The organism is Streptomyces sp. NPDC041940 (assembly GCF_055589465.1).
Genome location: NZ_JBVJBP010000001.1, coordinates 169,196 through 195,646, shown reverse-complemented (window position 1 = coordinate 195,646; position 26,451 = coordinate 169,196). Strand labels below are relative to the sequence as shown.

The following is a 26,451-nucleotide window of genomic DNA, read 5'->3' as shown; positions in this document are numbered from 1 at the left end:
GTCCGCACCCGAACTGCGGACACCACCGAGGGTCGTGAGGGGGCGGTTCAGCCCACGTCGACGGCGCTCCAGGCGGCGGCCACGGCCTTCTGCTCCGTGCTGCCGCTGCCGTAGAGGTCCTTGGCCGCGTTCAGGGTCGCCTTGCGGGCGGCCGCGTAGTCGGTCGAGGAGGTCATGTAGACCGTCAGGGCGCGGTACCAGATCTTGCCCAGCTTGGCCTTGCCGATGCCCTTGACCGTGGCGCCGTCGCAGGTCGGGGAGGAGTGGCTGACGCCGTTGATCGTCTTGGTGCCGCTGCCCTCCGCGAGCAGGTAGGCGAAGTGGTTGCCGATGCCCGAGGAGTAGTGCACGTCGAGGTCGGCGGCCTTGTCGCTCCAGCAGTCGGCGGACTTGCCGTCCTTCGACGGCTTGTCCATGCGGCGCAGGGACTCCCGGCCGAGCCCGGAGCGGACGACCTTCTCGCCGATGAGCCAGTCACCTCGGTCCTTGGCGTTGTTCGCGTGGAACTCCACCAGCGTGCCGAAGATGTCGGAGGTGGCCTCGTTCAGTCCGCCGGACTCGCCCGAGTACGTCAGCGCCGCCGTCTTCGAGGTGACACCGTGGGACATCTCGTGCCCGGCGACGTCCAGCGACACCAGCGGACCGAGCTGCTTGCCGTCGCCGTCGCCGTACGTCATGCAGAAGCAGTTGTCGTCCCAGAAGGCGTTGTTGTAGTTCTTGCCGTAGTGGACGCGGTTGAAGGAGCCCTTGCCGTCGCCGGCGATGCCCTTCCGGCCGTGGACGTTCTTGTAGTAGTCCCATGTGACGTCCGTGCCGTACTGGGCGTCGACCGCCACCGTGGCGCGGTCGGAGGTCTTGCCCGTGGCCCAGTGGTTGTCCGCGTCCGTGAAGAGCGTCGCGGGGGCGCGGGTCACGCAGACCGTCAGCAGGCACTTGTCCGTCTTGTTCTCCGCGTCGCCCGTGTACGTGCCGCCGCGCGTCGCGTCCTTCAGCCGGTACGACGACCCGGACTTCGTCGTGTTCAGCCCGACCGTGCCGCCGTAGAGGGACTTGCCGTCGCCCGACACCGTCTCCATGGTGTCCCAGGCGTCTATTCGGTCGCCGGTGGTCGCGTCGGTCAGCACGGTGTGCCCGACGGGGTTGCCGAGTCCGTCGTGCGCGACCGCGTCGGTCTGCCAGGCCAGCTTCGGGGCGCCGTGCAGGGCGTCGACGACCAGGCGCGGCTTGGCGGTCAGCTTCTTCAGGGTCTCGCCGAGGTGTGCGGCGCGCAGCAGGCTCGCGGCCAGGTCGGCGGCCTTCGGGGCGGTCACCTTCGGGGTGACGTCGGCTATGGAGAGCGCGGACTTCGTCGCGCGGTTGGCGCCGCGGTAGCTGCCGTCCGGGTTCAGGTGGAGCACGAAGTCGCCGCCGAGGACCGGGAGTCGGTGGTAGGTCCGGTCGTAGCGGACGTGCTGGGTACCGTCCTCGTCGACGACCACGTCCCGGACCTTCGTCTCCTGGGCCGAGCCGAGGCCCAGTTCGGCGGCCCGGTCGGCGAGGACCGTCTCCGCACTCTCGATCGCGTCGGACCGGGTCGGCCGTTCGTCCGCCTGGGCGGTGGGTGAGAGTACGGCGGCCACCAGGGCGCCGATGCCGGTGGCGGCCGCGCCTGCGGTGGCGAGACGGGAACCTCGGACGGGACGTATCCGACTCATCGGTCTCCTCATACGGGCGCACCCGGTCGCGTGGGGTCGACCGGGGGCGGCGTTGATGTTGACCGCGAGTTAAGGCGGCCCGGACATGGCATGTCCATAGGCCCGTTGTGCAGGTGTGTGAGGGTGCAGAATCGTTCCTGTGACCCTCCCTTTCTTCGTCTACGGCACGCTCCGCCCCGGCGAGGTCAACCACGACCTCTTCCTGCGGGGGCGCACCCGCTCCGAGGAGGCGGGCCGCCTCGCGGGGGCGGTGCTGTACGAGGGTCCGGGCTATCCGTACGCGGTCGAGGAGCCGGGCGGCGGCGGGGTGGGCGGGGAGCTGGTGACCGCGCTGCCGGAGGCGTACGCGGGGCTGCTCTCCGAGCTGGACCGGCTGGAGGAGTACGCCCCGGGCGACCCGGACAGCCTGTATCTGCGCGTGGAGCGGAAGGTCGTCCGGGAGCTGGACGGGGCGACCGTGCGGGCCTGGGTCTATGTGGCGGGGCCGGGGGTGGCGGCGCGGCTGCGGGAGAGGGGGCGGCGGATCGAGGGCGGGGAGTGGCGGGGGTGAGGACACTCCCCCGCCATCACCGCGCGCCGGTGCCACCGTCGGCTCACCGGGCCGGGGGGGCGGCCTACAGCTGGTCCCCCATGACGGCCGGCTCCGGAGGATGCCGGCCGCCACCGTCCTTGATGTCCTGCTCGCAGGTCCGCCGGTCGTAGGACTGGTCGTTGGGGATCAGCAGCACTCCGGCGACCCGCTCAGGGTGCTCGACGTCGAGCCAGGCCTCGCCTGTGGGGTCACCGCCCGGCCCGAACGCCTCGGCCGCGTGGACCGTCTCGCACCCCAGCGCCACGCGCTTCTCATCGACCGCGCAGGCGTCCACCGCGGGGTCGGACATCTCGTCAGCCCCGTCGAAGCGGAAGCGGAAGCTGACCCAGTCACCTTCGGAGGGCACCTGCGGGTGGGGCTCCAGGCGCCAGTCGACGACCTCGGCGGTGACGCCGAGAGGCCGCCCGAACGGGTCCTCGACCTGTACCTCGACCCGGGCCTCACCGCGCTCCGCCGTCGTGTCCGTGCAGCCCCAGGACGCGGAGCAGCCGGACAGGGCGAGCACCACCAGAGCCGACGCGGCACCGGCGAGCAACCGTGCGGTGAACACGCGGACGACCTCCTGTCGGGCTGCAGCGGCGCAGTCTATCCAGGGGCCCCTCGGTCCGCTGAGTGCCGCCAAGCACCGTCGGACCAGGGGCGCAGGTCAGTCAGCCCCCGTACGGGCGCCTCTCCCGGGCCTCCCGCAACGCCTCGCCCCACCAAGCCAGTTGGTCGAGCATGGTCTTCGCAGCGGCGTCCGGGCCCGCGGGGTCCCGTAGGGCGCCCTCGTCGTCGAAGGACGCGCCCGCGTTGTGGAAGGAGATGGTGTCGCGGACCGTCACGGCGTGGAGTTCGGCGAAGACCTGGCGGAGGTGTTCCACCGCGCGCAGGCCGCCGGAGAGGCCGCCGTAGGAGACGAGGGCGACCGGCTTGGCCCGCCACTCGGTGAAGTGCCAGTCGACGAGGTTCTTCAGGCCCGCCGGGTAGGAGTGGTTGTACTCGGGGGTGAGGACGACGAAGGCGTCCGCGCGGGCCAGTTTCGGGGTGATGCCGGAGAGGGTGGCGGTCGCGTCGGGGGTTCGCTCGAAGGACATCGGCAGGTCGGTTCCGGCGACGTCGACGACCTCGGTGACCAGGTCGTCCCGGCCCCGGAGACGGTCGAGGAGCCAGTCGGCGACGACGGGACCGAAGCGGCCGTGGCGGTTGCTGCCGACGATGAGGGTCACCTGGAGCGGCTCGGTCGCGGAGGGGGCAGCGGCGGATACGTGGGCCGGGGTGGGTGCGTGGGTACCGGATGCGTTCATGCGGCACAGCCTCGTACCTCAACTTTTGTTGAGGTCAAGCCCGGGTGCGCCCCCATGTCCGGACCAGGCCCGCGGTCACCCGTTCACACGTGCTCGGCAGGCTTTTCCGGGACCTGCCAGCAGAACGCCCTTGACCTGGCCAAACACCCCCGAGGAGTCGCCCGGCCGAGCACCCCCTGACACCCATTCACCCCAATTCTGACGCACCATCAGAAAGCGCGGTCGCCGCACTGCCCGTTACCTCGGAAGGGCAGGTGCACGAACGAACCGCTCGAAGGAGCACCGATGCGACGTACCGCCCGGCCGCTGACCGGCACCGCGCTCGCCGTCGCCGCCGCGGCCCTCGCCGCCGCCCCCGCGTACGGCGCCACCGGCGGCCTGGAGGTCTCCCCCTCCTCCGTGGTGCCGGGCGGCCAGGTCACCGTCCGCACGGCGGCCTGCGGCGACGGCGGCACGGCGACGGGTGACGCCAGCGCGGTCGGGGCCGGTTCCCTCAGTCTGGCCCCGGGCCCGGACGACCAGGACGCGACCGGGCGGTTCAGGGTGCCGCCGAGCGCGCAGCCGGGGACGTACGAGATCACGGCGACGTGCACCGGGAGCGGCCGGCCGGTCACGGGTGACCTGGTGGTCACGCTGACATCCGTGCGCCAGCGGGTAGATCCCAGGGGGAGTGTGAAGACGGGGGTCGGCGGCGCCCTGAGCGCCGATCCCGTGCAGACCGCGGCCGGTGTGGCGGCTCTCGCCGTCGCCGCCGCGGGCGGTACCTGGCTCCTGCATCGCCGGGCGAGAGGCGACGGGATCTGACGGACACCCTCCGCTGTCCGTCGCCGGTACCGCATGTCCCCTCCCCCTCCGGGTCCGACGCCCCTCGCGGCCCGGAGGGGGGTACGGGGCCCGCAGGGCTCCTGGAACGCAGAGGGGTGATCAGGAGAAAGGGTGGGCCATGCGCAGATTCCCCAGGTACGGCAGCACGTTCGGCAACCCGGCCAACGCCGCCATGGCGGCGGTCACGGTGTTCGCCCTGTGCTCCGGGGCATGGCTGCTGCGCAACGGCGCCGAGACACATGCCCCGCCCCAGCCGTCGCTCGCCCAGGCCCGCGCGGGTCAGGACGGGCGGGAGGAGCAGAACGGGGGCGAGCGGCAGGATGGACAGGACGGCCGCGCCGGGCAGGCCGGCCGGGCCGGTGAGCGGCATGCCGCGCCCGCGCTGCCGCCCTCGCCTCCCGACCGCATCCGCATCCCGGCGATCCGCGTGAACGCGCCCCTGACCGGGCTCGGCCTGACGAGGACCGGCAGCCTGGACGCACCGCCCGCCGCGCGCGCGAACCTCGCCGGCTGGTACGAGGCCGGCACCACCCCCGGTGAGCGGGGCACCGCGATCGTCGCCGGCCATGTCGACAACGCCGACGGCCCCGCCGTCTTCTACGGCCTGGGCTCCCTGACCAAGGGCAGCACGATCGAGGTGGACCGGCGCGACGGCAGGGTCGCCGTGTTCACCGTGGACGCCGTCGAGGCGTACGCCGCGAAGGACTTCCCCGACCGCAAGGTCTACGGCCCCGCCCGCCGCCCCGAGCTGCGGGTCATCACCTGCGGCGGCGGCTACTCACGGGCCACCGGCTATCAGGGCAACGTGGTCGTCTTCGCGCACCTGACCGGGAGCCGGTGACCCGCCCAGGATGTTGGTCCTCCCCCAGGCCCCCAGAGGTTCCAGGGCCTCGTTCAGGGACACGCCCCGCGGCGTCAGCGAGTACTCCACGCGGGGCGGCACCTCGTCGTACGCCTCGCGATGCACCAGGCCGTCGGCCTCCATCTCCCGCAGCTGTGAGGCGAGCACCTTCTCGGTGACGCCCGGCAGCTCCCGGCGCAGTTCGCCGAAGCGGCGGGGCCGCTCGTTCAACGCCCAGAGGATGAGCACCTTCCACTTGCCGCCGATCACGTCCATCGCCGCGTCGATCCCGCAGATGTACGCACCCGGCCGCCGCACCGTCGTCCCCATGCCCGAGCCCCTTCCCCTGCCGCCTGCACGCTTCCCCCGAGGTAACCGCCCACTTCGAAGTACGTACTTGAGCAGGCCGGTCCCTTCCGACGAGCCTAAACGCCATGACTGACAACGCCGTTGCTTCCCGTACGCCCCTCACCCTCCTCGGCGCCGGCGCCATGGGCACCGCCCTCGCCCGCGCCTGGCTCGCCGCCGGTCACCCGGTGACCGTCTGGAACCGCACCCCCGCCCGCGCCGAAGCGCTCGCCACCGAGGGCGCGACAGTGGCCGCGAGTGCCGCCGAGGCGGTGGCCGCGAACCGCCTTGTGATCGCCTGCCTGCTCGACGACGCCTCCGTGGGCGACGCCCTGGAAGGGGCCGACCTGGCGGGTCGGGACCTGGTGAACCTCACGACTGGAACGCCCGCCGAGGGCCGTACCCGTGCCGCCTGGGCCGAGGCCCGCGGCGCCCGTTTCCTGGACGGCGGGATCATGGCCGTACCGCCGATGGTGGGGCAGCCCGAAGCAGGAGGTTACGTCTTCTACAGCGGCTCCCCCGAGCTGTTCGAGGAGCACCGCGGCACCCTCGCCGTCCCGGTCGCCACCCGCTATGTCGGGGCCGACCCGGGCTTCGCCGCGCTGCACGACGTGGCACTGCTGAGCGCGATGAGCGGCATGTTCGCGGGCGTCACCCACGCCTTCGCGCTGATCCGCCCCGAGGACATCGCCCCGAAGGACTTCGCCCCGCTGCTCATGGACTGGCTGACCGCGATGGCACCGGCCGTGCACCAGACCGCCGACGGGCTGGAGAGCGGCGACTACACCAGGAACGTCGTCTCCAACCTCGCGATGCAGGTCGCGGGCAACACCACCCTGCTGCGCACGGCCGAGGAACAGCGGGTCAGCCCGGAGCTGCTGACCCCGTACATGGCCCTGATGGAGCGGCGCCTCGCCCAGGGACACGGCGACGAGGACGGGACGGGGATCGTCGAACTGCTGGCACAGGGAGGCGCGGCCTCCTCGTAGCGGGTGGCGATGCCTCGCCCTGCTCCGGACGGTGACGCACCGCCCCGGGACCGGCCGGGATGGCCCGACCACTCCCGCCGCCCTTGCGGTGAGCGCCGGTCGACCGGCGACCTGGCTCAGAGGGCCGCCGCAGCCCCTCGGAGCAGGCGGCGGCGAGCGTCGCGTCCAGGGGGCGTTCCGCGAGGCTGAGGGGGCGAAGCGGCCCAGCCGTTCCGGGCCGCGCGGCCCGATGACAGGGCGACCCCCGGGGGGCAGGCCGGTGCGCGTCACTCTCCAGTCTCAGCCGTGCGCGCTTCCCGCCGCCCGGGCGGGCGGCCGGCCCGCATGCCGACGACGACGCTGCGGCCCCTCCCGAGCCCGAGACAGGACCCGGACCCGGATCCTGATCCTGATCCGGATCCGGATCCGAGCGCACGAGACCCGAATCCCGGCGCACGAGGGGAAGCCAGCGCACCGGGAAAGCCAGGGCACACGGGAAGGCCAGCGCACGGGGAAAGCCAGGGCACGGCGGAAAGCCAGGGCACGGCGGAAAGCCAGCGCCCGAGGGAAAGCGGAGCGCCCCTCCCGAAGCCTCTGCCACGCTGGCACGGTGCAGAAGCCGACCTCCGTCACCCCCGACGCGCCCGCCGCCATAGCCGCCCCGCTCCTCACCCAGCAGTGGCTCGACCTCGCCTTCATCCACTGGGCCGTCGACCCGGACACCGTGGCGCCGCACCTGCCGAGCGGCACCGTTCCCGATACGCACGACGGGGTCACCTACGTCGGGCTCGTGGCCTTCCGGATGCACCGGGTCGGCTGGCTGCGGCTGCCGGGAGTCCCGTATCTCGGGACCTTTCCGGAGACCAACGTGCGCCTGTACTCGGTGGACGCCCACGGGCGGCGCGGAGTCGTCTTCCGGTCGATGGACGCCTCCCGGCTGATACCAGTTCTGATGGGGCGCGTCGGCTTCCGGCTGCCGTACCTGTGGTCCCGGATGACCGTCCGCCGTGCCGGAGACACCGTCACCTACACCAGCTCCCGCCGCTGGCCCGGTCCTCGCGGCGCCTCCAGCCGCATCACCGTACGAACCGGTGAACGCATCGAAGAACCCACGGAGTTGGAGCACTTCCTCACCGCCCGCTGGGGCATGCACAACGCGTTCTTCGGCGGAACGGGCTACCTGCCCAACCACCACCCCCGCTGGCCCCTGTACCGCGCCGACCTGATCACCTGCGACGAGAACCTGATCGCGTCATCCGGCCTCCCCACCCCGGACGGCGCCCCGGCCAGCGTGCTGTACTCCCCCGGCGTCCCCGTCCGCCTCGGCCGTCCGGCGCGCCCCGCGGGCATCCCCACGCCGTGAACGGCCGTACTCCGACCACGCCCTCAAGCCAGCCACTGCTCATACGCCAGATTCGCCACCAGGGCGAACACCACCGTCAGCAGCACCACGCGGACGAAGCCGCTGCCCTTCTTCAGGGCGGTGTGGGCGCCCAGGGTGCCGCCCGCCAGGTTGAAGACGGCCATCAGGGCGGCCAGTTGCCACAGGACCGCGCCCTGCCAGGCGAAGGTGGCCAGGGCGCCCGCGTTGGTGCAGCAGTTGACGATCTTGGCCGTGGCGGAGGCGGAGACGAGGTCGAGGTGGAGGACCGCGGTGAGGGCGAGGACCAGGAAGGTGCCGGTGCCGGGGCCGATCAGACCGTCGTAGAAGCCGATGCCGAGGCCCGCGAGGCCGATCGCCGCGAGGATCTGGCGGCGGGAGGCCGGGCCGGTCGCGGGGGCCGTGCCGAAGGCGGGCCGCAGGATCACGAAGGCCGCGACGGCGAGCAGCACCACCATGATCACCGGCTTGAGGACCTCGGTGCTCATCCCGGCCGCGAAGAAGGCCCCGGCGGAGGATCCGGCGAGGGCGGCGAGACCGATGCGGACCGCTGTCTTCACGTCCACCGGGGCCTTGCGGGCGTACGTCACCGCCGCTCCCGTCGTGCCGACGATGGCGACCGCCTTGTTGGTGCCGAGCGCGTGCGCGGCGGGTGTGTGCGTCGGCAGCCCGAGCAGCAGGACCGGCAGCAGCAGGAGCCCGCCGCCGCCGACCACGGCGTCGATCCATCCGGCGGCGAAAGCCGCGAGGCAGAGCAGAACGATCATGGTCAGCGATATGTCGGGCATGATCGAGACCCTATGCGAGGCCCCCACGCGCCCCTCACAGCCCGCCTCCGCCCCACGTCAGGAACCCTCACATCCGCCCCCCGCCCACGCTGAGGGCAGCGTTCCCCGTGGGAAACAGATGTGATGCTGCCGGGTAACACCGGCACCGCACGCTCAAGGGCATGACCTCGAATGAGCGTGTGGTGGTGATCGGCACCGGCCTCGCGGGCGTACGCCTCGCCCGGCGGCTCGGTGAGCTCGGCACGCCCGCGCTGCTGATCGGCGAGGAGGAGCACCGGCCCTACAACCGGGTGCTGCTCGCCGAGGTGCTGGCCGGACGGTACAGCCCCGAGGTGATCGCCCTGCCCGCGCCCGCGGAGCTGACCCGGGGCCGGGTCACCGGCATCGACCGCGAGCGGCGGAGCGTCGTGTGCGCGGACGGTTCGGTGATCGCATACGACCGGCTGGTGCTGGCCACCGGCTCGAACCCCGTACTGCCTCCGCTGCGCGGGCTGTTCACCGAAGGCCGCCAACTGCCCGAGGGCGTGCACGCCTTCCGGACCATGGACGACTGCCTGGGTCTTTCCAAGGCGGTCCGGCCGGGAGCGAAGGCCGTCGTCATCGGCGGCGGGCTCCTCGGGGTCTCCGCGGCCCGGGCGCTCGCCCTGCGCGGCGCCCAGGTCGTGCTCGCCCAGCAGTCCGAGCGGCTCATGGAGCGCCAGCTCGACCCGGCCGCGTCCAAGCTCGTCAAGCGGCATCTGACCGAGCTGAGCGTGGAGGTGCACACCGAGTGCCGCGTACGGGACGTGCGCTGCGTCGGCGGTGCCGTCCGCTCGGTGGAGATGGCCGACGGGTACGCGCTCGACGCGGATCTCGTGGTCGTCGCCTGCGGTGTCCGCCCCCGGGTGGGTCTCGCGCAGGCCGCCGGGCTCGACGTCCGCAAGGGTGTCGTCGTCGACGACGAGCTGCGCACCTCCGACCCGTACGTCCACGCGATCGGCGACTGCGCCCAGCACGACGGCGTGCTCTACGGCCTCGCCGCCCCGGCGCTCGAACAGGCCGACGCGCTCGCGGAGTTGCTCGCCGGTGACGCGGACGCCCGCTACACCGGCACCCGCTCCCTGACCCGGCTCACCCTGAACGGGCACGACAGCCCGTTCGACCTCGCCGCGTTCGGCGAGACCGAGGCCCTCCCGGGCGACGACGTCGTCCAGCTCGCCGACGCCACCCGCGGCACCTACCGCAAGGTCGTCGTCCGCGACGACCGCCTGGTCGGCGGGGTCCTCGTCGGCGAACTCGGCACCGTCGGCGCGCTCGCCCGCGCCTGGGAGGGAGCAGAGCCGCTCCCCTCCGACGGCGGCCCGCTGCTCCACCTGCTCACCAACGATGGAGGCTCCTGATGACCGCCACCCCGGAGGCCACGGAGGCCACCCCCACGATCGTGCTCGTCGGCCACGGCATGGTCGGCCAGCGCTTCCTCGAAGCGCTCGCCGAGCGCGGCCTGACCGCCACGCACCGCGTGGTGGTGCTCTGCGAGGAGCCGCGTCCGGCGTACGACCGCGTCCAGCTCACCTCGTACTTCGCGGGCCGGACGCCCGAGGACCTGTCCATGACGGACATGGAGTTCATCAAGGACCACGGCATCGAGCTGCACATCGGTGACCCGGCCGAGACCGTCGACCGGGAGGCCCGCAGGGTCACCGCCCGTTCCGGGCTCGTCGTCGACTACGACGTGCTGGTCCTGGCCACCGGCTCCTACCCGTTCGTGCCGCCGGTCCCGGGCAAGGACGCCGAGGGCTGTTTCGTCTACCGCACGATCGAGGACCTGCTCGCGATCGAGGAGTACGCGAAGAACGCCCAGGTGGGTGCCGTGGTCGGCGGCGGTCTGCTCGGTCTTGAGGCGGCCGGTGCCCTCAAGGGCCTCGGACTGACCTCCCACATCGTGGAGTTCGCGCCCCGGCTGATGCCGGTGCAGGTCGACGACGGCGGCGGCGCGGCCCTGCTGCGCACCATCGAGGAGATGGGCCTGAGCGTCCACACGGGCGTGGGCACGCAGGAGGTCGTGGTCGGCGAGGACGGCGCCGTCACCGGCATGAAGCTGTCCGACGGCTCCGAACTCGCCACCGACCTGGTGGTGTTCTCCGCCGGTGTCCGCCCCCGCGACCAGCTGGCCCGCGACTGCGGTCTCACGGTCGGCGAGCGCGGCGGCATCACGGTCGACGAGCAGTGCCGCACGGTCGACGACCCGCACGTGTTCGCGATCGGCGAGTGCGCGCTGGCCTCCGACGGCCGGGTGTACGGCCTGGTCGCCCCTGGTTACGAGCAGGCGGAGACGGCGGCGGCGACGATCGCTTCCGATGAGGCGTCTTTTGTCGGGGCCGACCTGTCCACCAAGCTGAAGCTGCTCGGCGTGGACGTGGCGTCCTTCGGTGACGCGCACGGCACCGCCGAGGACTGCCTGGACGTCGTCTACTCCGACTCCCGCTCCGGTCTGTACAAGAAGCTGGTCATCGGCCGCGACGGCACGCTGCTCGGCGGCATCCTGGTCGGCGACGCGGAGGCGTACGGCACGCTCAAGGCCTTCACCGGCTCGGTCCCGCCGGTCTCCCCCGAGTCGCTGGTGCTGCCCGCGGGGTCCGGGGAGTCGGTCCAGCTCGGCCCGTCCGCGCTGCCGGACGACGCGATCGTCTGCTCCTGCCACAACGTCTCCAAGGGCACCATCCGCGGCGCGGTCACCGACCACCAGTGCGTGACCGTGCCCGAGGTGAAGAAGTGCACCAAGGCCGGCACCGGCTGCGGTTCCTGCGTCAAGGTCCTCGGCCAGCTCGTCAACGCCGAGCTGGAGGCCGGCGGCATCGAGGTCGACAAGGGCCTGTGCGGCTGCTTCGGGCAGACCCGCGAGGAGCTGTACGAGATCGTCCACGCCCTGCGCGTCACCACCTTCCAGGACCTGCTGGACCGGCACGGCCGCGAGGAGGCCCGGGGCGGTGACGGCTGCGAGGTCTGCAAGCCGGCCGTCGGCTCGATCATCGCCTCCCTCGCCCCGGCGATCGGCGCGAGCGGCTACGTCCTGGACGGCGAGCAGGCCTCCCTCCAGGACACCAACGACCACTTCCTGGCCAACCTGCAGAAGAACGGCTCCTACTCGGTCGTCCCGCGCATCCCCGGCGGCGAGATCGCCCCGGAGAAGCTGATCGTCATCGGCGAGATCGCCCGCGACTTCGGCCTCTACACGAAGATCACCGGTGGTCAGCGGATCGACATGTTCGGCGCCCGCGTCGAGCAGCTCCCGCTGATCTGGGCCCGCCTGGTCGACGCCGGCTTCGAGTCCGGCCACGCCTACGGCAAGTCGCTGCGCACGGTGAAGTCCTGCGTCGGCCAGACCTGGTGCCGCTACGGCGTCCAGGACTCGGTCCGCATGGCGATCGACCTGGAGCTGCGCTACCGGGGCCTCAGGTCGCCGCACAAGCTCAAGTCGGCGGTCTCCGGCTGCCAGCGCGAGTGCGCGGAGGCCCAGTCGAAGGACTTCGGCGTGATCGCCACGGCCAACGGCTGGAACCTCTACGTCGGCGGCAACGGCGGCGCGACCCCGCGGCACGCGGACCTGCTGGCCCAGGACCTGTCGGACGCCGAACTGGTCCGCCTGATCGACCGGTTCCTGATGTTCTACATCCGTACGGCCGACCGGCTGGAGCGCACCTCGACCTGGCTGGAGCGGATCCCGGGCGGCCTCGACCACGTACGGGACGTGGTCGTGCACGACTCCCTCGGCATCTGCGACGAGCTGGAGAAGCTGATGCGGGCGCATGTCGCGTACTACCGCGACGAGTGGGCCGAGACCATCAACGACCCCGAGAAGCTGGCCCGGTTCGTGTCCTTCGTGAACGCCCCGGACACCCCGGACCCGGTCGTCGCCTTCGTGCCCGAGCGCGACCAGATGAAGCCCGACCTGCCGCTGCTGTCCATCGGCATGCGACCCGCCGACGTTCTGGAAGGAAGCGCCCAGCGATGACCCTGGCACCCGAGACCACCGAGCTGAAGATCGAACTCTCCCTGGACGGCGACTGGTTCACGGTCTGCGACCTGAGCACGCTGCTCCCGGGCCGCGGGGTGGCGGCCCTGCTGCCGGACGGCCACCAGGCCGCGGTCTTCCGCGACCGCTCCGGCGAGCTGTTCGCCATCGACAACCGCGACCCCTTCACCGGCGCGGCCGTCCTCTCCCGCGGCCTGACCGGCACCCACCAGGGCCGCCCGTTCGTCGCCTCGCCGCTGCTGAAGCAGCGCTTCGACCTGGCGTCCGGGCAGTGCCTGGACGACGAGGAGGTACGTGTGACGGCGTACCGGGTGCGCACCGCGTAGGAGTGCCGGGCCGAGACACCCCTCGTCCTTTGAGGGGTGTCTCTTCTGTTTCCTCAATGCGGTGACGGTGTCCCGGTGAGCGGGGTGGCTCCGGCGGCCCGTGCGCAGTGCGGCCAGTCACCGAAGTCGCGGTCCTCGCTCCACAGCCGTCTGGCGGCCTGGATGTTCCACTCCGGGTCCAGGGCCTGACGGGGCGTTCCTCCCAGCTCGCGCAGCCGGGCGTCGGAGATCTGGAACAGGCCCCAGTTCCGAGTGCCGTTGGTGTTGGGCAGGATGTGCAGCGGGTCCAGGAAGGACTGGCAGTCGGCGATGGCCACCGCCTTGTCCGGCACCTCGGGGAACACCTCGCGGACCCGCTGCCGCACCTTCTCCTGCGACCACACGCTCATCCGGACCCGTGAGGCGTACAGCGCCTTCTTGGTGGGTTCCTCGACGACGCCGTTGGGCTGGATCCCGGCGAGCACCTGGAAGGCGGTGACACGGCGCAGGGTCTGCGGCCCGAAGCTGCCGTCGACGCCGATGTCCGCGCCCTTGGCGTGCAGCAGGCGCTGTACCTCCCGCACGCACTCGTCGTGCTCGCCCATGGCGATCACGGGTGGGCAGCTGGCCGAGAACAACGCCCGGTCGTCACCGGAACCGCGCCCACCACCACCGCCGCTGCCGGACGGCGTCCGGCCGCTGTACAGCGCCCAGGCGGAGACGCTGAGGGCCGCGACGAGGGCGGCGGTGACGACGGAGGTGCGCAGGCGGCGCCGGCGTGAGCGGGCGTCGGGGCGGAAGGCGGGGGCGAGTTCGGGACCGGTTTCGGGGGCGGTTTCGTGGGTGGTTTCGGGGGCGGGCTCCCCGGCGTCGTCAGGGACCGCGTGCTCCTCGCCCCCAGGTTCCGCTCGCTCCTCGCCCCCCGGTTCCGCTTTCTCTTCTGCCGCGTCCTCCGCTTCCTGAGGTGCTTCCTCAGGTGCTTCCTGCCGCGCTTCCGCTGCCGCCGCCTCTTCCTCCGCACCGGCCGCCGCGGTTCTCGCCGCGTCCGCCAGGGCCCACAGGCGGTGCAGGGTGCGGAGTTCCTCCGGGGTCGCGCCGCAGACCGTGGCCAGCCGGTGGACGCTGCCGTAGTCCTGGGGCACGGACGTGCCACGGCAGTAGCGGTGCAGTGTCGAACCGGCCAGGCCGGACTTCTTGGCGAGGGCCTCGTAACTCAGGCCCGACCGGCTCTTCAGCGAACGCAGCAGCGCGGCGAACCGTTCCGTTTCCGGGCATACGGACATCGGGATTCCCCCCTCGGATACCCCCACGGGCGCAGGTCGGGCGCCTCAGGCGCCACTGTGCCACCAAAGGCATCCCATGGCCGTCCCAACGGTTACGGAACGCGCCAGTCAAGCGCCGTCCCAGCCGTCCCGGCATCCCACCCGGCCCCGCTGCCCTTGCCGGACCCGGTCGCGCCTTGCCAGCGTCGGGCCGTCCGAACGACCGCCCCCGACTCCCGAGGAGACCAGGCCCATGCGCCTTTCCGTCCGCAGGAACTCCCGCACCACACCGCTGTTCGCGGTCCTCGCCGTCAGCGCCGCCGCGATCACCACGCTGGCCGTGCCGTCCTCCGCTTCGGCCGCCCCGGCCGCTCCCACGGCGGTGGACTGCGCGAGTGGGCACATCTGCTTCTGGACCGGCGCCAACTTCACCGGCAGCAAGTGCGCGTGGGACGTGGCCGACCCCGACTGGCAGAGCGGTGCCATCAGGTGTTCCTGGGCCGCCACGACCAACGTGAAGTCGGTGTGGAACGCCGGCACCAGCAGCTCCACCGGTGTCGCCTACTACCGGGGCGCCGACTACAGCGACCGGATCGGCTGCACCCGGCAGCAGCACGGCGGCAACCTGGCCGGTACGTACAAGGTCCGCTCGCACCGGTGGATCAGCGGCAGCTGCGGCTGACGCCCCCGGTGATCCGAACGCGGTGGCGCGCACGCCCGCTCCTGCGTGCACGCCACCGCGACGTGTCCCGCGTGGGGGGTCATCCCAGGAGGGATGAGCGGGACTGCTCCTCGGGGAGGGGCCGGGTGTCGAGGTAGAACCACTCGGCGTCGGCGGTGGGCCAGGGCGGCGGCTCTCCCGCTCCGGCCGGCTCCTCCCCCATGCCGGTGACCGGGCGCCTGGGCAGCGGCGTCGTGGCCGGGGCTTCCCCCGCGGACGCGGCGGTACGGGACCCGGCCGGTTCGGCCTGCTTCGCCTCCCCGGGCATCAGCAGTTCCACCCGGAGCCCCAGCCCGCGCTGCTGGGCGGTGAACTCCTCGACCTGGTTGCGGCAGGCGTGGTCCAGGTGGGTCACGCCGGTCAGGTCGAGCCGGATCCGCGGCTTCCCGGACGCGGCGGCCGCCTCCAGCGCCTCGATCACCTTCGGCAGGCGCAGGAACGTGGCGTTGCCGGCCATCACGACCTTGGCCGTGTCCTCCTCCAGGTGCTGGCGGATCACGGTCTGCGACATGCGCAGCGCGGCCAGCACGATCCCCGCGGCGACGCCGAACAGCACGCCCTCCAGCAGCGCGGTCGCCACGATGACCAGCGTGGTCAGCGTCATCACCGCGAACTCGCCCCGGTCCTGCCGCCACATCTTCGGGAACTCGGCGGGCGCGAACAGCTTCCAGCCGCTGTGCACGAGGACACCGGCCAGCACCGAGATCGGGATCAGCGCGAGCACCTGCGGCAGCAGCAGCGCGAACGCGAGCAGCCACAGGCCGTGCAGCGTACGGGAGAGCCGGGTCTTGGCCCCGGCCTGGACGTTGGCCGAACTGCGCGCCACGACCGCGGTGATCGGGAGTGCGCCGAGGACGCCCGCGACGGTGTTGCCGACGCCCTGGGCGACCAGCTCGGTGTTGTAGCGGGTGCGCGGGCCGCTGTGCATCCGGTCCACGGCGGCGGCCGTGAACAGGCTCTCGGCGGACGCGATGACCGTGAAGGTGAGGATGGCGGTGATGATCGCCCCGTCGGTGAGCGCGCCGAACTGCTCCGCGCCCGGCAGGTTCACGGACGCGAGCAGGTTGCCCACCTGGAGCGTCTTCACGTCCACGCCGGGCAGCGCGGCGACGAGCACGCCGATGCCTACGGCGACCAGCGCGGCCGGGATCTTCCCGGCCGGGCCCGGCACCTTCTTCCACACGAAGCTGAGCACGATCGTGACGATGCCGAGCAGCGTGGCGATCATCGCCTGCGGGTTCGTCAGGATGCCGGCCAGCAGCCCGGGGATGCCGGCCATGTTCTCGATCGCCGCGCCGGGGGCCTTGGCGTCGGCCATCGGATAGACCTGGCTGAACATCAGCGGCACGCCGATGCCGGCCAGCATGCCCTGGACGACGGCGACCGAGGTGGCCTGGAACATCCGGCCCAGTTTCACCAGGCCCAGGACGATCTGCAGCAGGCCGGCGAAGAGCACGATCACGCCGAGCATGGCCACGCCGACGTCGGCGACGGTGTCCGCCACGAGCGCGGCGAGTCCGGCGGCCGGGCCGCTGACCTGGAGCGTACTGCCCTTGACCGCGCCCACGACCAAGCCGCCGATCACCCCGGAGATGATCCCGAGCTCGGCCGGGACGCCCGAGGCGACGGCCACGCCGATGCACAGCGGCAGCGCGACGAGGAAGACGACGAGCGAGGCGGTGATGTCGGTGACGAGATCAGCCTTGGCCCCGGCCTTGCCACCCGCGCCACCTTTCGCCCTGCGGGCGAGCCCGCCCAGCACACTCCCTGATGGGCCTACGGCAGGACCTCCCCCTGCCGCACCTCCAGGAGGCCCACCCGCCGCCGGACCTCCGCCAGAACCACCCCCCGGACGCCCCCGGGGCTGCCCCGACACACCGGCCCGCCAGTCCGCGTCACCCCCTACGGAGCCCCCCGACCGCCGGTCACCCCCACCCTCGGAACGACCGCCCGCCCCCCAGTCCGCGACGACGTCCGAAGCCCCGTCCGCCCGCCAACCCCCCGTGCCCTCCCCGGCACCACCCGGCCCCCAACCCGGAAGATCCCCCGCCCCCCAGTCCGCAGCAGCCTCGGCAGACCCGGCCGACCGCCAACTCCCCGTGCCCTCCCCGGCACTACTCGCCCCCCAGTCCTCAACGGCCTCCCCAGACCCAGCCGACGCCCAACCCCCCGTACGCTCCCCCGGACCACTCGCCCCCCGGCCAGCCCCGTCCCCCGAACGACCACCAGCTCCCCAGTCCGCAGCGGCCTCCGGTGGCGCAGTCGAGCGCCAACTCCCCGTGTCCTGCCCCTGATCACTCGACTCCCAGCCCGCAGAACCCCCCGCCCCCCAGTCAGCGCCACTCCCCGCCGCCCCCGCCGGCCGCCAACCCCCGCTGTCCTGCCCCGAAGCACTCGCCCCCCAGTCCGAGACACCCCCCTCGGCCCCGGCCGCTCCTGGCTCCGCCGTGCCTCCCCCCGGGCCGGCCCCGCGGCCGGCCCGTGCGGCAGCACCCCGTCCTCGCGCGTGCGCCCCGCTCATGCGGCATGCACCAGGAACGTGCCGTCGTCGCCGCGTTCGTACACGAAGCCCGTGTCGACCTCGTAGTACCAGCCGTGCAGCCGCAGCCGGCCCGAGTCGAGCCGCTGCCGGACGACGGGGTAACTCCGCAGTGCGGCCAGCTGGTTGACGACGTTGCCCTGGGACACCTCCGGCAGGGACGGGTCGTCCGGCGCGGTCTCCAGTACGGCGGCCAGCTCCGGGCGGGCGATGCGGAGCCAGGCGTCGACGCCGGGCAGTCCGGACAGGTCGTCGCCGGACTTCAGCGCGCCCATCGCACCGCAGTGTGAGTGACCGCACACCACGATGTCCTGAACCCCGAGCACCTCCAGTGCGTACTCGATGGTGGCCGCCTCGCCGGAGGCCCCGGGCCGTCCGTAGGGCGGCACGATATTGCCTGCGTTGCGCAGCTCGAATATCTCTCCGGGCCGCGCGCCCGTGATCAGAGCTGGAATGACCCGCGAATCCGAACAGGTGATGAACAGCACCTCCGGATATTGCCCTTCAGCCAGTTTCCGGTATTCGCTGCTGTCGAAATCGATGCGCTTCCTGAACGTGCGGGCCCGATCGAGCAGTGCCTTCAACTCCGCCTCCTGAGCTGGGGTTTCTTTCTCTGCACCCCACCGTAGACGGCCGACCTACAGAGGAAGGTTAAGCGAACTCCAGAGCCCGGCAAGGAATTGAACATTCTTTGCCCCTCATATACATACGAACGGTCGTCTTGTAGCGTGTGAACTCCAGGGCAGAGAATGCGAATTCGCGCTGCCCGGATTCATGCCGGCTCACGGAGAGACAGGACGTATGGGCATACGAGTGCTGCTCATCGAGGACGACGAGACGATCGCCGAGCCGCTCACCGAGGGCCTCGGCCACTTCGGACTGACGGTCGATCATGTCGCCACGGGCACGGACGGACTGAGAGGGCCGTACAACGACGTCGTCCTGCTCGACCTGGGACTGCCCGACATGGACGGCATCGACGTCTGCCGGGGCATCCGGCAGGTCTCGGACGTCCCCATCGTCATCCTCAGCGCACGCGGCGAGGAGGCCGACCGCGTACTGGGCCTGGAACTGGGCGCCGACGACTACCTGGCGAAACCTTTCAGCGTACGAGAGCTGGTGGCCCGGGTCCGGGCGGTGACCCGCCGCACCCAACGCACCCACCAGGCGCTCCCCGAAGCACCGGGCGCACCGGGCGCACCGGGCACACCGGGCGCACCAGGTACACAGCAACAGCCTGACCAGCAGCCCCAGCCCTCGTACGACCCCACCCCCACACCGCCACCCCTCTACGAACCGGCCCCGGCCATGTCCTACGAAGCCCCCGCGGCAGCCTCGTACGACCCCGCCCCCGACACCCCGCACGACCCGGGCCCGCTCGTGGTGGACCGCCGCACCCGCCAGGTCTGGGTCGGCGAGGCCCCCGTCCTGCTCACACCCAAGGAGTTCGACCTGCTGGCACTCCTCAGCGAGGACCCGGGGGCGGTCTACTCGCGCCAGCAGATCCTGGACCGCGTCTGGGACCCGCACTACGACGGCCCGACCAAGACGCTGGACGTCCATGTCGCCGCGCTGCGCCGCAAGCTGGGGCACCCGGCGTGGATCCGCACGCTGCGGGGCGTCGGTTTCCGGCTGTCCGTGCACACCGGGCCGAACGCCGCGCAGGTGGCCTCTCCGTGACCCGTCGGCTGCTGCTCAGCTACCTCAGTCTCGCCGCGCTGGTGCTGCTCTGCCTGGAGATCCCGCTGGGCTTCGTCTACTCGCGCGGGGAGCGGGAGCGGGTGGTCAACGCGGCGAAGGACGAGGCCGAGTCGGTCTCCGCGTACGCCGGGCTGTCCCTCGCGGCGGGGCGGGCCGAGCGGGACCTGCCCAAGCGGGTGACGCACTGCGCGCAGCGCATCGGCGGGAAGGTGGTGATCGTCGACGCCTCGGGCGCGTCACTCGCCACCTCCCACCCCAGGGACCCCGCGATGTCCGGCAATCTGGCCGCTCGGCCGGGCATCGCGGCAGCATTGCGAGGCACCTCGACGGTGGACGTCCGCACCTCCACCATCGGGGGCGTGGAGTACCTGTCGGTGGCGGCGCCGGTGGGCCAGGAGGCGCGGCCGGTGGGCGCGGTGTGGCTGACGGTGCCCACGCGCATGGTGCACGAGCGCGTCCACCATGTGTGGCTGCTGCTCGCCCTGGGCGGCCTCGCCGTGCTGACGGCGGTCACCGTGGTCGGCTTCGCCTTCGCCCGGTGGACGAGCCGCCCCATCCTCGAACTGGAGCAGGCCACGCACGACTTGGCGGACGGCGGCCGGTTCACGCCGGTGACGATCACGAAGGGACCGCCGGAGGTCCGCAGCCTGGCCGCCGCGTTCAACCACACCGCGGCCCGGTTCGCACATCTGCTCGCCTCCCAGAGGGCGTTCGCGGGCGAGGCCTCGCACCAGCTGAAGACGCCGCTGGCGGCGCTGCGGCTGCGCCTGGAGAACCTGGAGCCGGACATCGCCGTCCGGGCCCGGGGCAACCTCACCGCCGCGGTCACGGAGACGGACCGGCTCGCCCGGATGGTCGAGCACCTGCTGGCGATGGCCCGGCTGGAGGAGCACGCGGCCATCCCCGCCACCGTCGACCTGGGCGCGCTCTGCACGGAACGGCATCGCACCTGGCAGCCCCTGTTCGCGCGGGAGGACGTCTCCCTCGTGCTCTTCGCGGGGAGCGTGGGCCCGGTGCTCGCGGTGCCGGGAGCCGTCGAGCAGATCATGGACAACCTGCTCTCCAACGCGCTGCGGGCGTCCCCGGCCGGCAGCACCGTCACCGTCGAGCTGCGCCTGCACGCCCCCTCGCGCCGCGCCCTGCGCGACAGCCGCCCCCGCTGGGTCGACCTGCACATCACCGACGAGGGCCCGGGCATGACGGAGGAGCAGCGCGCCCGCGCCTTCGACCGCTTCTGGCGCGCCCCGGGCGCCCCCAAGGGCGGCACGGGGCTCGGCCTCGCCCTGGTGCAGCGCCTCGCCCACGCCAGCGGCGGCGAGGCGACCCTGCACGCGGCGGCGACGGGCGGCCTGGACGTGGTGATCCGCCTCCCCTCCGTACGCCCGCCGGTCGAGGGGCCAGGACCGGGCGGCGACCGTTCGAGGAAGCCGAGACGGGAGGCACCGGCGCTGCCCGCGTGAGTACGCTGCCGCCGCACGGCCACGAGTTGTCCATGCCCCGTCAACCCCGCTCCCCTAGTGTCCTTTCCGCCTCCCCGAGTTCGACCCTGCCGTCGACCGTCGGCAGGGCGGTACGGCACCTCCTGGAGTGAGAGTGGAACGTCGTAGCCTTCTGCGTGCGGCCGTCATCGGCGGCACCTCGGCCGCGTTGGGCGGAACCCTGTGGCGCGGCGCCGCCCACGCGGCCCCGGCCCAGCCCGGATCCGGCCCCTACGGGGCGCTGGGTTCCCCGGACGCCAACGGCATCAGACTCCCCGGCGGCTTCACGAGCCGCGTGATCGCCCGCTCCGGCCAGCGGGTCGGGAGCACGTCGTACACCTGGCACAACGCCCCGGACGGCGGCGCCTGTTACGCCGACGGCACGGGCTGGATCTATGTCTCCAACTCCGAGATCAACCCCTCGGGCGGCGCGAGCGCGGTGAAGTTCTCGTCGACGGGCGCGATCACGGCCGCGTACCGCATCCTCTCCTCCACCCGCCAGAACTGCGCGGGCGGCAAGACGCCGTGGAACACCTGGCTGTCCTGCGAGGAGGTGTCCCTCGGCTACGTCTACGAGACCGACCCGTGGGGCACGAACGCGGCGGTGCAGCGTCCGGCTATGGGCCGCTTCAAGCACGAGGCGGCGGCCGCCGACCCGGTGCGCAAGGTGGTCTACCTGACCGAGGACGAGACCAACGGCCGCTTCTACCGCTTCGTCCCGACGGCCTGGGGCAACCTGGCGTCCGGCAAGCTCCAGGTGATGGTCGCGGGCAGCGCCACGAGCGGCTCCTTCACCTGGACCGACGTCCCCGACCCGGACGGCTCCCCCACGGCCACCCGCTCCCAGGTCTCCGGCTCGAAGTCCTTCAACGGCGGCGAGGGCTGCCACTACGCGAACGACACCGTCTGGTTCACGACCAAGGGCGACAACCGCGTCTGGCAGCTCAACCTGCTGAACAACACGTACGAACTGGCCTACGACGACTCCCTCGTCAACGGCACGGCCCCCCTCACCGGCGTCGACAACATCACCGGCACCTCCTCCGGCGACCTCTTCGTCGCCGAGGACGGCGGCAACATGGAGATCTGCGTCATCACCCCGGACGACGTCGTCGCCTCGTTCCTGCGCGTAGACGGCCAGTCGGGCTCCGAGATCACGGGCCCGGCGTTCTCCCCGGACGGCACCCGCCTCTACTTCTCCAGCCAGCGCGGCACGACCGGCAGCTCGTCGGGAGGCATCACGTACGAGGTGAAGGGCCCGTTCCGCTCGTAGCCGCCCAACTCGGCTTCACACAACCATCACAAGATGGTCACCTAGCCCTCATCAAGGGCTTCTCGGCCCTACGGTCATCCCCTCACGTAACACCTCTGGGGGGATGACCATGACCAATCCGTACACCGGCCCGCACAACAATCCCTATCCCGCGCCGCCGCCCATGCCGGGGCCCATGCGCCCGGCGCCCCGCTGGGCCCGGAAGCGCTACGTTCTCCCGGCCCTCGGCCTGGCCCTGTTCCTCGGCATCGGCATGGGCGCGAGCGGAGGGGAGTCCACGACGACCGACGCGAAGCCCGCGGCCGCCAAGCCGCGGCCGACCGTCACGGTCACCGCGACGACCACCGCCACCGCGACGCCGCTCGCGAAGAAGCCGGAGCCCGCACCCACCGTCACCGCCACGAAGACGGTCCGGGCCACCACCACGGTCACCGCCCGGCCGGCGGCCGGCGGCGGCTCCGACGACAGTGACTCGGGAAGCGACTCGGGCGGCGAGGACGTCTACTACGCCAACTGCAGCGCCGTCCGGGCCGCCGGTGCCGCGCCCATCAGCCGTGGTGAACCCGGGTACGCCTCCCACCTGGACCGGGACAACGACGGGGTCGCCTGCGACACGTGACCCGGTGGGCCGGTGACCATCGGCGCGTCCGGCCGTTCCTCCGGTTGGGCAGCTCGTACGGGCTGCCCGGCCGACGGAAGGAACACCACCGTGGACACGACCGTGCCCGCCCCCGACGCACAGCCCGTGCTGCCGCGCGACGAGTGGGTCAAGACGCTGCCGCAGATCATCGTCGCGTCCTGCGTCCTGCTCCTCGACGCCGAGGACCGGATCCTGCTGCTGCGCTACGCCGGGCACCAGCCCGCCGCCGGGCTCTGGGGGCTGCCGGGCGGCATGCTCGACCACGGAGAGGACCCCCTCGGTGCCGCGTGCCGGGAGCTGTACGAGGAGACCGGCATCGTCCTCGACCGGGATCCCCGGCTCATCGGCTACGACCACCGGGCGGACGTGAACGGCACGGGCCCGGTGATCGACTTCTACTTCCACGGCGGCCGTCTCCCGGCCGGGCTGTCGGTCACGCGCAGCGCGGAGCACGACGACCACGGCCTGTTCGCCCTCGGCGACCTGGAGTCCACCCCGCTGACGAACCAGCCGGAGACCCTGACCGCCCTGCACACCGCCGCGCTGACCGGCACCGCCGTGTGCCTGCGGGAAGGCCTGCCCGAGTAGGGCGCCGCACCCGCGTACACGCGCGAGAGAGCGGGGACGGCACCCCGCACAAGGTGCCGTCTCCGCTCTCTTCCGTGGTCCGGAGCCGCCGCGATCGGAATGAGGGTCGGGGACCGACGACGGCTCCGGGTTCTGGGGGCCGCGAGGGCCGCCGGGCTAGCGGTGGTCGCTGCCCTGGGACTGGACCGCCGCCCGGCCGGCCTCGAGACGGGCCACCGGGATGCGGAACGGGGAGCAGGAGACGTAGTCGAGTCCGACCTCGTGGAAGAAGTGGACCGACTCCGGGTCGCCGCCGTGCTCGCCGCAGACGCCGAGCTTGAGGTCGGGGCGGGTCTCGCGGCCGGCCTTGGCGGCGAGCTTCACCAGGGAGCCGACGCCGTCCCTGTCGATCGTCTCGAAGGGGGAGACGCCGAAGATGCCCTTCTCCAGGTACGCGGTGAAGAACGAGGCCTCCACGTCGTCCCGGCTGAAGCCCCACACCGTCTGGGTCAGGTCGTTCGTGCCGAAGGAGAAGAACTGCGCGGCCTCGGCGATCTGACCGGCGGTCAGGGCGGCGCGCGGCAGCTCGATCATCGTGCCGATGGACAGCTTGAGCTGGGCGCCCGAGGCCGCCTCCACCTCGGCGATGACCTTGTCGGCCTCCTCGCGCACGATCTCCAGCTCCTGCACCGTGCCGACGAGCGGGATCATGATCTCGGCGCGCGGGTCGCCCTTGGCTGCCTTGCGTTCGGCCGCGGCCTCGGCGATCGCCCGGACCTGCATGGTGAACAGGCCGGGGATGACCAGGCCGAGACGGACGCCGCGCAGGCCCAGCATCGGGTTCTGCTCGTGCAGGCGGTGGACCGCCTGGAGGAGGCGCAGTTCGTTCTCGTGCGGCTCCTGGCGGGACTCGGCGAGGGCCACCCGGACGGACAGCTCGGTGATGTCCGGGAGGAACTCGTGCAGCGGCGGGTCCAGGAGGCGGATGGTGACCGGGAGGCCGTCCATCGACTCGAAGAGCTGGACGAAGTCCTGCTTCTGGAGCGGGAGCAGCTCCTTGAGGGACTCCTCGCGCTCGGCCTGGGTGTCGGCCAGGATCAGCCGCTCCACCAGCTCGCGCCGGTCGCCGAGGAACATGTGCTCGGTGCGGCACAGGCCGATGCCCTGGGCGCCGAAGCGGCGGGCCCGCAGCGCGTCCTCGGCGTTGTCCGCGTTGGCGCGCACGCGCAGCCGGCGCTTGCGGTCGGCGAAGGCCATCATCCGGTGGACGGCCTCGACGAGCTCGTCGGCGTCGTCGGCACCCGGGTGCATCCGGCCCTCGAAGTACTCCACGACCGGTGAGGGCACGACCGGCACCTCACCGAGGTAGACCTTGCCGGAGGAGCCGTCGATGGAGACGACGTCGCCCTCCTCGACGACGTGCCCGCCCGGGACGGTCATCCGGCGGCGCTTGGTGTCGACCTCCAGCTCCTCGGCGCCGCAGACACAGGTCTTGCCCATGCCGCGCGCGACGACGGCCGCGTGGGAGGTCTTGCCGCCGCGCGAGGTCAGGATGCCCTCGGCGGCGATCATGCCGTCCAGGTCGTCGGGGTTGGTCTCGCGGCGGATCAGGATGACCTTCTCGCCCGAACGCGACCACTTCACGGCCGTGTAGGAGTCGAAGACGGCCTTGCCGACCGCCGCGCCCGGCGAGGCCGCGATGCCCCGGCCGACCTGGGAGACCTTCGCGTCCTCGTCGAAGCGCGGGAACATCAGCTGCGCGAGCTGGGCGCCGTTGACGCGGGTGAGCGCCTCGGCCTCGTCGATCAGGCCCTGGTCCACCAGCTGGGTCGCGATACGGAAGGCCGCGCCCGCGGTGCGCTTGCCGACGCGGGTCTGGAGCATCCACAGCACACCGCGCTCGATGGTGAACTCGATGTCGCAGAGATCCTTGTAGTGGTTCTCCAGCGTCTCCATGATCTGCATGAGCTGGTCGTACGACTTCTTGTCGATCTGCTCCAGATCGGCGAGCGGCACGGTGTTGCGGATGCCCGCGACGACGTCCTCGCCCTGGGCGTTCTGCAGGTAGTCGCCGTAGACGCCCTGGTGGCCGGAGGCGGGGTCGCGGGTGAAGGCGACGCCGGTGCCGGAGTCGGGGCCGAGGTTGCCGAAGACCATGGAGCAGACGTTGACGGCCGTGCCCAGGTCGTGCGGGATGCGCTCCTGGCGGCGGTAGAGCTTGGCCCGGTCGGTGTTCCAGGAGTCGAAGACCGCGTGGATGGCGAGGTCCATCTGCTCGCGCGGGCTCTGCGGGAAGTCCCGGCCGGCCTCGGTCTTGACGATCTTCTTGAACTTGGTGACGAGCTTCTTGAGGTCGGCGGCCTCCAGCTCGGTGTCGACGCTGACCTTCTTGGCCGCCTTCGCCGCCTCCAGCGCGTCCTCGAAGAGCTCCCCGTCGACGCCGAGGACGGTCTTGCCGAACATCTGGATGAGGCGGCGGTAGGAGTCCCAGGCGAACCGGTCGTCGCCGGCCTGCTTGGCGAGGCCCTGCACCGACTTGTCGGAGAGGCCGATGTTGAGGACGGTGTCCATCATGCCGGGCATGGAGAACTTGGCGCCCGAGCGCACCGACACCAGCAGCGGGTCGTCGGCCTGGCCGAGCTTCTTGCCCATGCGGGCCTCGAGGGCGTCGAGGTGCGCACTCACCTCGTCACGCAGTGCCGCCGGCTCCGCGCCGCTGTCGAGGTAGACCTTGCAGGCCTCGGTGGTGATCGTGAAGCCGGGCGGGACCGGCAGGCCGAGGTTCGTCATCTCGGCGAGGTTCGCGCCCTTGCCACCGAGGAGGTCCTTGAGGTCCTTGTTTCCCTCGGTGAAGTCGTAAACGAACTTCACGCCCTCAACGCTCGCGGCCTGCTCGGCTACCGGGAGATCTTTGTTTTCCGACACGGGTCTCGACTCCTCGAGGACGCGGTGGCTGCCCTGACGGCGAGGAACATACCCAGATCGAAGGCGTCTGGGTACGTCCATGCGCGCGTCATGCGCCTGTAACCACTCGTCCGCCAGCGGATCGAAAGTCAAGGCTTGGCAAGCAATCACAGCCGCATGTGTTCACTTCTTGAACGCATGAACCTCCATCGAGCTCTCTGAGCGCTCACCTGAGCGGCGTTCAGCACGCTTGAGTTCGATCGATGAACGATCAAAGCATGGCACTCAGTGCCACCCTTTGGAGAAGTGCAGCCGCTCATGATCCG

General features: G+C 71.9%; 23 protein-coding genes. 14 read left to right on the top strand and 9 right to left on the bottom strand.

Annotation, left to right across the window (positions count from 1 at the left end; genetic code table 11):
• Positions 1-47: 47 nt before the first annotated feature.
• Positions 48-1,694 carry a M4 family metallopeptidase gene (locus tag ACZ6I3_RS00855; protein WP_469410714.1) on the bottom strand — a complete coding sequence of 549 codons (1,647 nt, stop codon included), beginning with the start codon at positions 1,692-1,694 and terminating at the stop codon, positions 48-50.
• Positions 1,695-1,833: 139 nt separating this feature from the next.
• Here ACZ6I3_RS00855 and ACZ6I3_RS00850 point away from each other — a divergent pair, with 139 nt between their 5' ends.
• Positions 1,834-2,244, top strand: a complete 411-nt coding sequence (locus ACZ6I3_RS00850; protein WP_469410713.1) for a gamma-glutamylcyclotransferase family protein — start codon at positions 1,834-1,836, stop codon at positions 2,242-2,244.
• Positions 2,245-2,308: 64 nt separating this feature from the next.
• Here the strand turns inward: ACZ6I3_RS00850 and ACZ6I3_RS00845 are convergent, their stop codons facing one another.
• Both ACZ6I3_RS00845 and ACZ6I3_RS00840 read right to left on the bottom strand, forming a co-directional pair.
• The gene (locus ACZ6I3_RS00845) at positions 2,309-2,836 is read right to left on the bottom strand and encodes a hypothetical protein (RefSeq protein WP_469410712.1); all 528 of its coding nucleotides are present in this window, start codon (positions 2,834-2,836) and stop codon (positions 2,309-2,311) included.
• Positions 2,837-2,936: 100 nt separating this feature from the next.
• Positions 2,937-3,572 carry an NADPH-dependent FMN reductase gene (locus ACZ6I3_RS00840; RefSeq protein ID WP_469410711.1) on the bottom strand — a complete coding sequence of 212 codons (636 nt, stop codon included), beginning with the start codon at positions 3,570-3,572 and terminating at the stop codon, positions 2,937-2,939.
• Between the two features lie 285 nt (positions 3,573-3,857).
• Here ACZ6I3_RS00840 and ACZ6I3_RS00835 point away from each other — a divergent pair, with 285 nt between their 5' ends.
• Positions 3,858-4,376 carry a hypothetical protein gene (locus ACZ6I3_RS00835; RefSeq protein WP_469410710.1) on the top strand — a complete coding sequence of 173 codons (519 nt, stop codon included), beginning with the start codon at positions 3,858-3,860 and terminating at the stop codon, positions 4,374-4,376.
• Between the two features lie 139 nt (positions 4,377-4,515).
• On the top strand, positions 4,516-5,238 hold the full coding sequence (locus ACZ6I3_RS00830; RefSeq protein ID WP_469410709.1) for a class F sortase: 723 nt from the start codon (positions 4,516-4,518) through the stop codon (positions 5,236-5,238).
• Here ACZ6I3_RS00830 and ACZ6I3_RS00825 read toward each other — a convergent pair.
• Positions 5,176-5,568: a winged helix-turn-helix transcriptional regulator gene (locus ACZ6I3_RS00825; protein ID WP_469410708.1), complete on the bottom strand. Its 393-nt coding sequence runs from the start codon at positions 5,566-5,568 to the stop codon at positions 5,176-5,178. The two genes, ACZ6I3_RS00830 and ACZ6I3_RS00825, sit on opposite strands and share 63 nt — an antisense overlap.
• Positions 5,569-5,672: 104 nt before the next feature.
• Here ACZ6I3_RS00825 and ACZ6I3_RS00820 point away from each other — a divergent pair, with 104 nt between their 5' ends.
• Both ACZ6I3_RS00820 and ACZ6I3_RS00815 read left to right on the top strand, forming a co-directional pair.
• Positions 5,673-6,575, top strand: a complete 903-nt coding sequence (locus tag ACZ6I3_RS00820; RefSeq protein ID WP_469410707.1) for an NAD(P)-dependent oxidoreductase — start codon at positions 5,673-5,675, stop codon at positions 6,573-6,575.
• Positions 6,576-7,164: 589 nt separating this feature from the next.
• Positions 7,165-7,917 carry a YqjF family protein gene (locus tag ACZ6I3_RS00815; protein WP_469410706.1) on the top strand — a complete coding sequence of 251 codons (753 nt, stop codon included), beginning with the start codon at positions 7,165-7,167 and terminating at the stop codon, positions 7,915-7,917.
• Positions 7,918-7,940: 23 nt separating this feature from the next.
• Here the strand turns inward: ACZ6I3_RS00815 and ACZ6I3_RS00810 are convergent, their stop codons facing one another.
• Entirely contained in the window at positions 7,941-8,723 is a 783-nt protein-coding gene (locus tag ACZ6I3_RS00810) for a sulfite exporter TauE/SafE family protein (protein ID WP_469410705.1), read from the bottom strand.
• Positions 8,724-8,884: 161 nt separating this feature from the next.
• Between ACZ6I3_RS00810 and ACZ6I3_RS00805 the strand changes: the two genes are divergently transcribed.
• From ACZ6I3_RS00805 to nirD, 3 genes are read left to right on the top strand one after another with little or no spacing between them, the layout of a single operon-like run.
• The gene (locus ACZ6I3_RS00805) at positions 8,885-10,102 is read left to right on the top strand and encodes an NAD(P)/FAD-dependent oxidoreductase (protein WP_469410704.1); all 1,218 of its coding nucleotides are present in this window, start codon (positions 8,885-8,887) and stop codon (positions 10,100-10,102) included.
• On the top strand, positions 10,102-12,714 hold the full coding sequence (nirB, locus tag ACZ6I3_RS00800) for a nitrite reductase large subunit NirB (RefSeq protein ID WP_469410703.1): 2,613 nt from the start codon (positions 10,102-10,104) through the stop codon (positions 12,712-12,714). The genes ACZ6I3_RS00805 and nirB overlap by 1 nt, the downstream gene beginning before the upstream one ends.
• Positions 12,711-13,061, top strand: coding sequence for a nitrite reductase small subunit NirD (nirD, locus tag ACZ6I3_RS00795; RefSeq protein WP_469410702.1), 351 nt, complete (start codon positions 12,711-12,713; stop codon positions 13,059-13,061). The genes nirB and nirD overlap by 4 nt, the downstream gene beginning before the upstream one ends.
• A 53-nt stretch (positions 13,062-13,114) precedes the next feature.
• Here the strand turns inward: nirD and ACZ6I3_RS00790 are convergent, their stop codons facing one another.
• Complete coding sequence (locus tag ACZ6I3_RS00790) at positions 13,115-14,323, bottom strand: helix-turn-helix domain-containing protein (protein WP_469410701.1); 1,209 nt, start codon at positions 14,321-14,323, stop codon at positions 13,115-13,117.
• A gap of 232 nt (positions 14,324-14,555) precedes the next feature.
• Here ACZ6I3_RS00790 and ACZ6I3_RS00785 point away from each other — a divergent pair, with 232 nt between their 5' ends.
• A complete protein-coding gene (locus ACZ6I3_RS00785) occupies positions 14,556-14,984 on the top strand; it encodes a peptidase inhibitor family I36 protein (protein WP_469410700.1) in 429 nt (142 codons plus the stop codon).
• 79 nt (positions 14,985-15,063) lie between these two features.
• Here the strand turns inward: ACZ6I3_RS00785 and ACZ6I3_RS00780 are convergent, their stop codons facing one another.
• Together ACZ6I3_RS00780 and ACZ6I3_RS00775 are read right to left on the bottom strand one after the other, a co-directional pair.
• Entirely contained in the window at positions 15,064-16,785 is a 1,722-nt protein-coding gene (locus ACZ6I3_RS00780; RefSeq protein ID WP_469410699.1) for a SulP family inorganic anion transporter, read from the bottom strand.
• Positions 16,786-17,540: 755 nt separating this feature from the next.
• Entirely contained in the window at positions 17,541-18,146 is a 606-nt protein-coding gene (locus tag ACZ6I3_RS00775; protein ID WP_469410698.1) for a carbonic anhydrase, read from the bottom strand.
• A gap of 217 nt (positions 18,147-18,363) precedes the next feature.
• Here ACZ6I3_RS00775 and ACZ6I3_RS00770 point away from each other — a divergent pair, with 217 nt between their 5' ends.
• The 5 genes from ACZ6I3_RS00770 to ACZ6I3_RS00750 all read left to right on the top strand — a co-directional run bounded on the left by ACZ6I3_RS00770 (position 18,364) and on the right by ACZ6I3_RS00750 (position 23,242).
• A complete protein-coding gene (locus tag ACZ6I3_RS00770) occupies positions 18,364-19,242 on the top strand; it encodes a response regulator transcription factor (protein ID WP_469410697.1) in 879 nt (292 codons plus the stop codon).
• A complete protein-coding gene (locus ACZ6I3_RS00765; RefSeq protein WP_469410696.1) occupies positions 19,239-20,723 on the top strand; it encodes a sensor histidine kinase in 1,485 nt (494 codons plus the stop codon). Before ACZ6I3_RS00770 ends, ACZ6I3_RS00765 begins: the two co-directional genes overlap by 4 nt.
• Before the next feature lie 133 nt (positions 20,724-20,856).
• Complete coding sequence (locus tag ACZ6I3_RS00760; protein WP_469410695.1) at positions 20,857-22,014, top strand: alkaline phosphatase PhoX; 1,158 nt, start codon at positions 20,857-20,859, stop codon at positions 22,012-22,014.
• A 109-nt stretch (positions 22,015-22,123) separates the two neighbouring features.
• A complete protein-coding gene (locus tag ACZ6I3_RS00755) occupies positions 22,124-22,633 on the top strand; it encodes an excalibur calcium-binding domain-containing protein (protein ID WP_469410694.1) in 510 nt (169 codons plus the stop codon).
• A 90-nt stretch (positions 22,634-22,723) separates the two neighbouring features.
• Complete coding sequence (locus tag ACZ6I3_RS00750; RefSeq protein WP_469410693.1) at positions 22,724-23,242, top strand: NUDIX hydrolase; 519 nt, start codon at positions 22,724-22,726, stop codon at positions 23,240-23,242.
• Between the two features lie 156 nt (positions 23,243-23,398).
• Here the strand turns inward: ACZ6I3_RS00750 and ppdK are convergent, their stop codons facing one another.
• A complete protein-coding gene (ppdK, locus tag ACZ6I3_RS00745) occupies positions 23,399-26,146 on the bottom strand; it encodes a pyruvate, phosphate dikinase (protein WP_469410692.1) in 2,748 nt (915 codons plus the stop codon).
• Between the last annotated feature and the right edge of the window lie 305 nt (positions 26,147-26,451).

What these genes read in the sequence shown, in the direction of transcription:
- nirB (WP_469410703.1), top strand. Translation starts at nt 10,102, where the DNA reads ATGACCGCCACCCCGGAGGCCACGGAGGCCACCCCCACGATCGTGCTC.
- nirD (WP_469410702.1), top strand. Translation starts at nt 12,711, where the DNA reads ATGACCCTGGCACCCGAGACCACCGAGCTGAAGATCGAACTCTCCCTG.
- ACZ6I3_RS00805 (WP_469410704.1), top strand. Translation starts at nt 8,885, where the DNA reads ATGACCTCGAATGAGCGTGTGGTGGTGATCGGCACCGGCCTCGCGGGC.
- ACZ6I3_RS00840 (WP_469410711.1), bottom strand. Translation starts at nt 3,572, where the DNA reads ATGAACGCATCCGGTACCCACGCACCCACCCCGGCCCACGTATCCGCC.
- ACZ6I3_RS00770 (WP_469410697.1), top strand. Translation starts at nt 18,364, where the DNA reads ATGGGCATACGAGTGCTGCTCATCGAGGACGACGAGACGATCGCCGAG.
- ACZ6I3_RS00855 (WP_469410714.1), bottom strand. Translation starts at nt 1,694, where the DNA reads ATGAGTCGGATACGTCCCGTCCGAGGTTCCCGTCTCGCCACCGCAGGC.
- ACZ6I3_RS00825 (WP_469410708.1), bottom strand. Translation starts at nt 5,568, where the DNA reads ATGGGGACGACGGTGCGGCGGCCGGGTGCGTACATCTGCGGGATCGAC.
- ACZ6I3_RS00785 (WP_469410700.1), top strand. Translation starts at nt 14,556, where the DNA reads ATGCGCCTTTCCGTCCGCAGGAACTCCCGCACCACACCGCTGTTCGCG.
- ACZ6I3_RS00835 (WP_469410710.1), top strand. Translation starts at nt 3,858, where the DNA reads ATGCGACGTACCGCCCGGCCGCTGACCGGCACCGCGCTCGCCGTCGCC.
- ACZ6I3_RS00830 (WP_469410709.1), top strand. Translation starts at nt 4,516, where the DNA reads ATGCGCAGATTCCCCAGGTACGGCAGCACGTTCGGCAACCCGGCCAAC.
- ACZ6I3_RS00820 (WP_469410707.1), top strand. Translation starts at nt 5,673, where the DNA reads ATGACTGACAACGCCGTTGCTTCCCGTACGCCCCTCACCCTCCTCGGC.
- ACZ6I3_RS00790 (WP_469410701.1), bottom strand. Translation starts at nt 14,323, where the DNA reads ATGTCCGTATGCCCGGAAACGGAACGGTTCGCCGCGCTGCTGCGTTCG.
- ACZ6I3_RS00810 (WP_469410705.1), bottom strand. Translation starts at nt 8,723, where the DNA reads ATGCCCGACATATCGCTGACCATGATCGTTCTGCTCTGCCTCGCGGCT.
- ACZ6I3_RS00755 (WP_469410694.1), top strand. Translation starts at nt 22,124, where the DNA reads ATGACCAATCCGTACACCGGCCCGCACAACAATCCCTATCCCGCGCCG.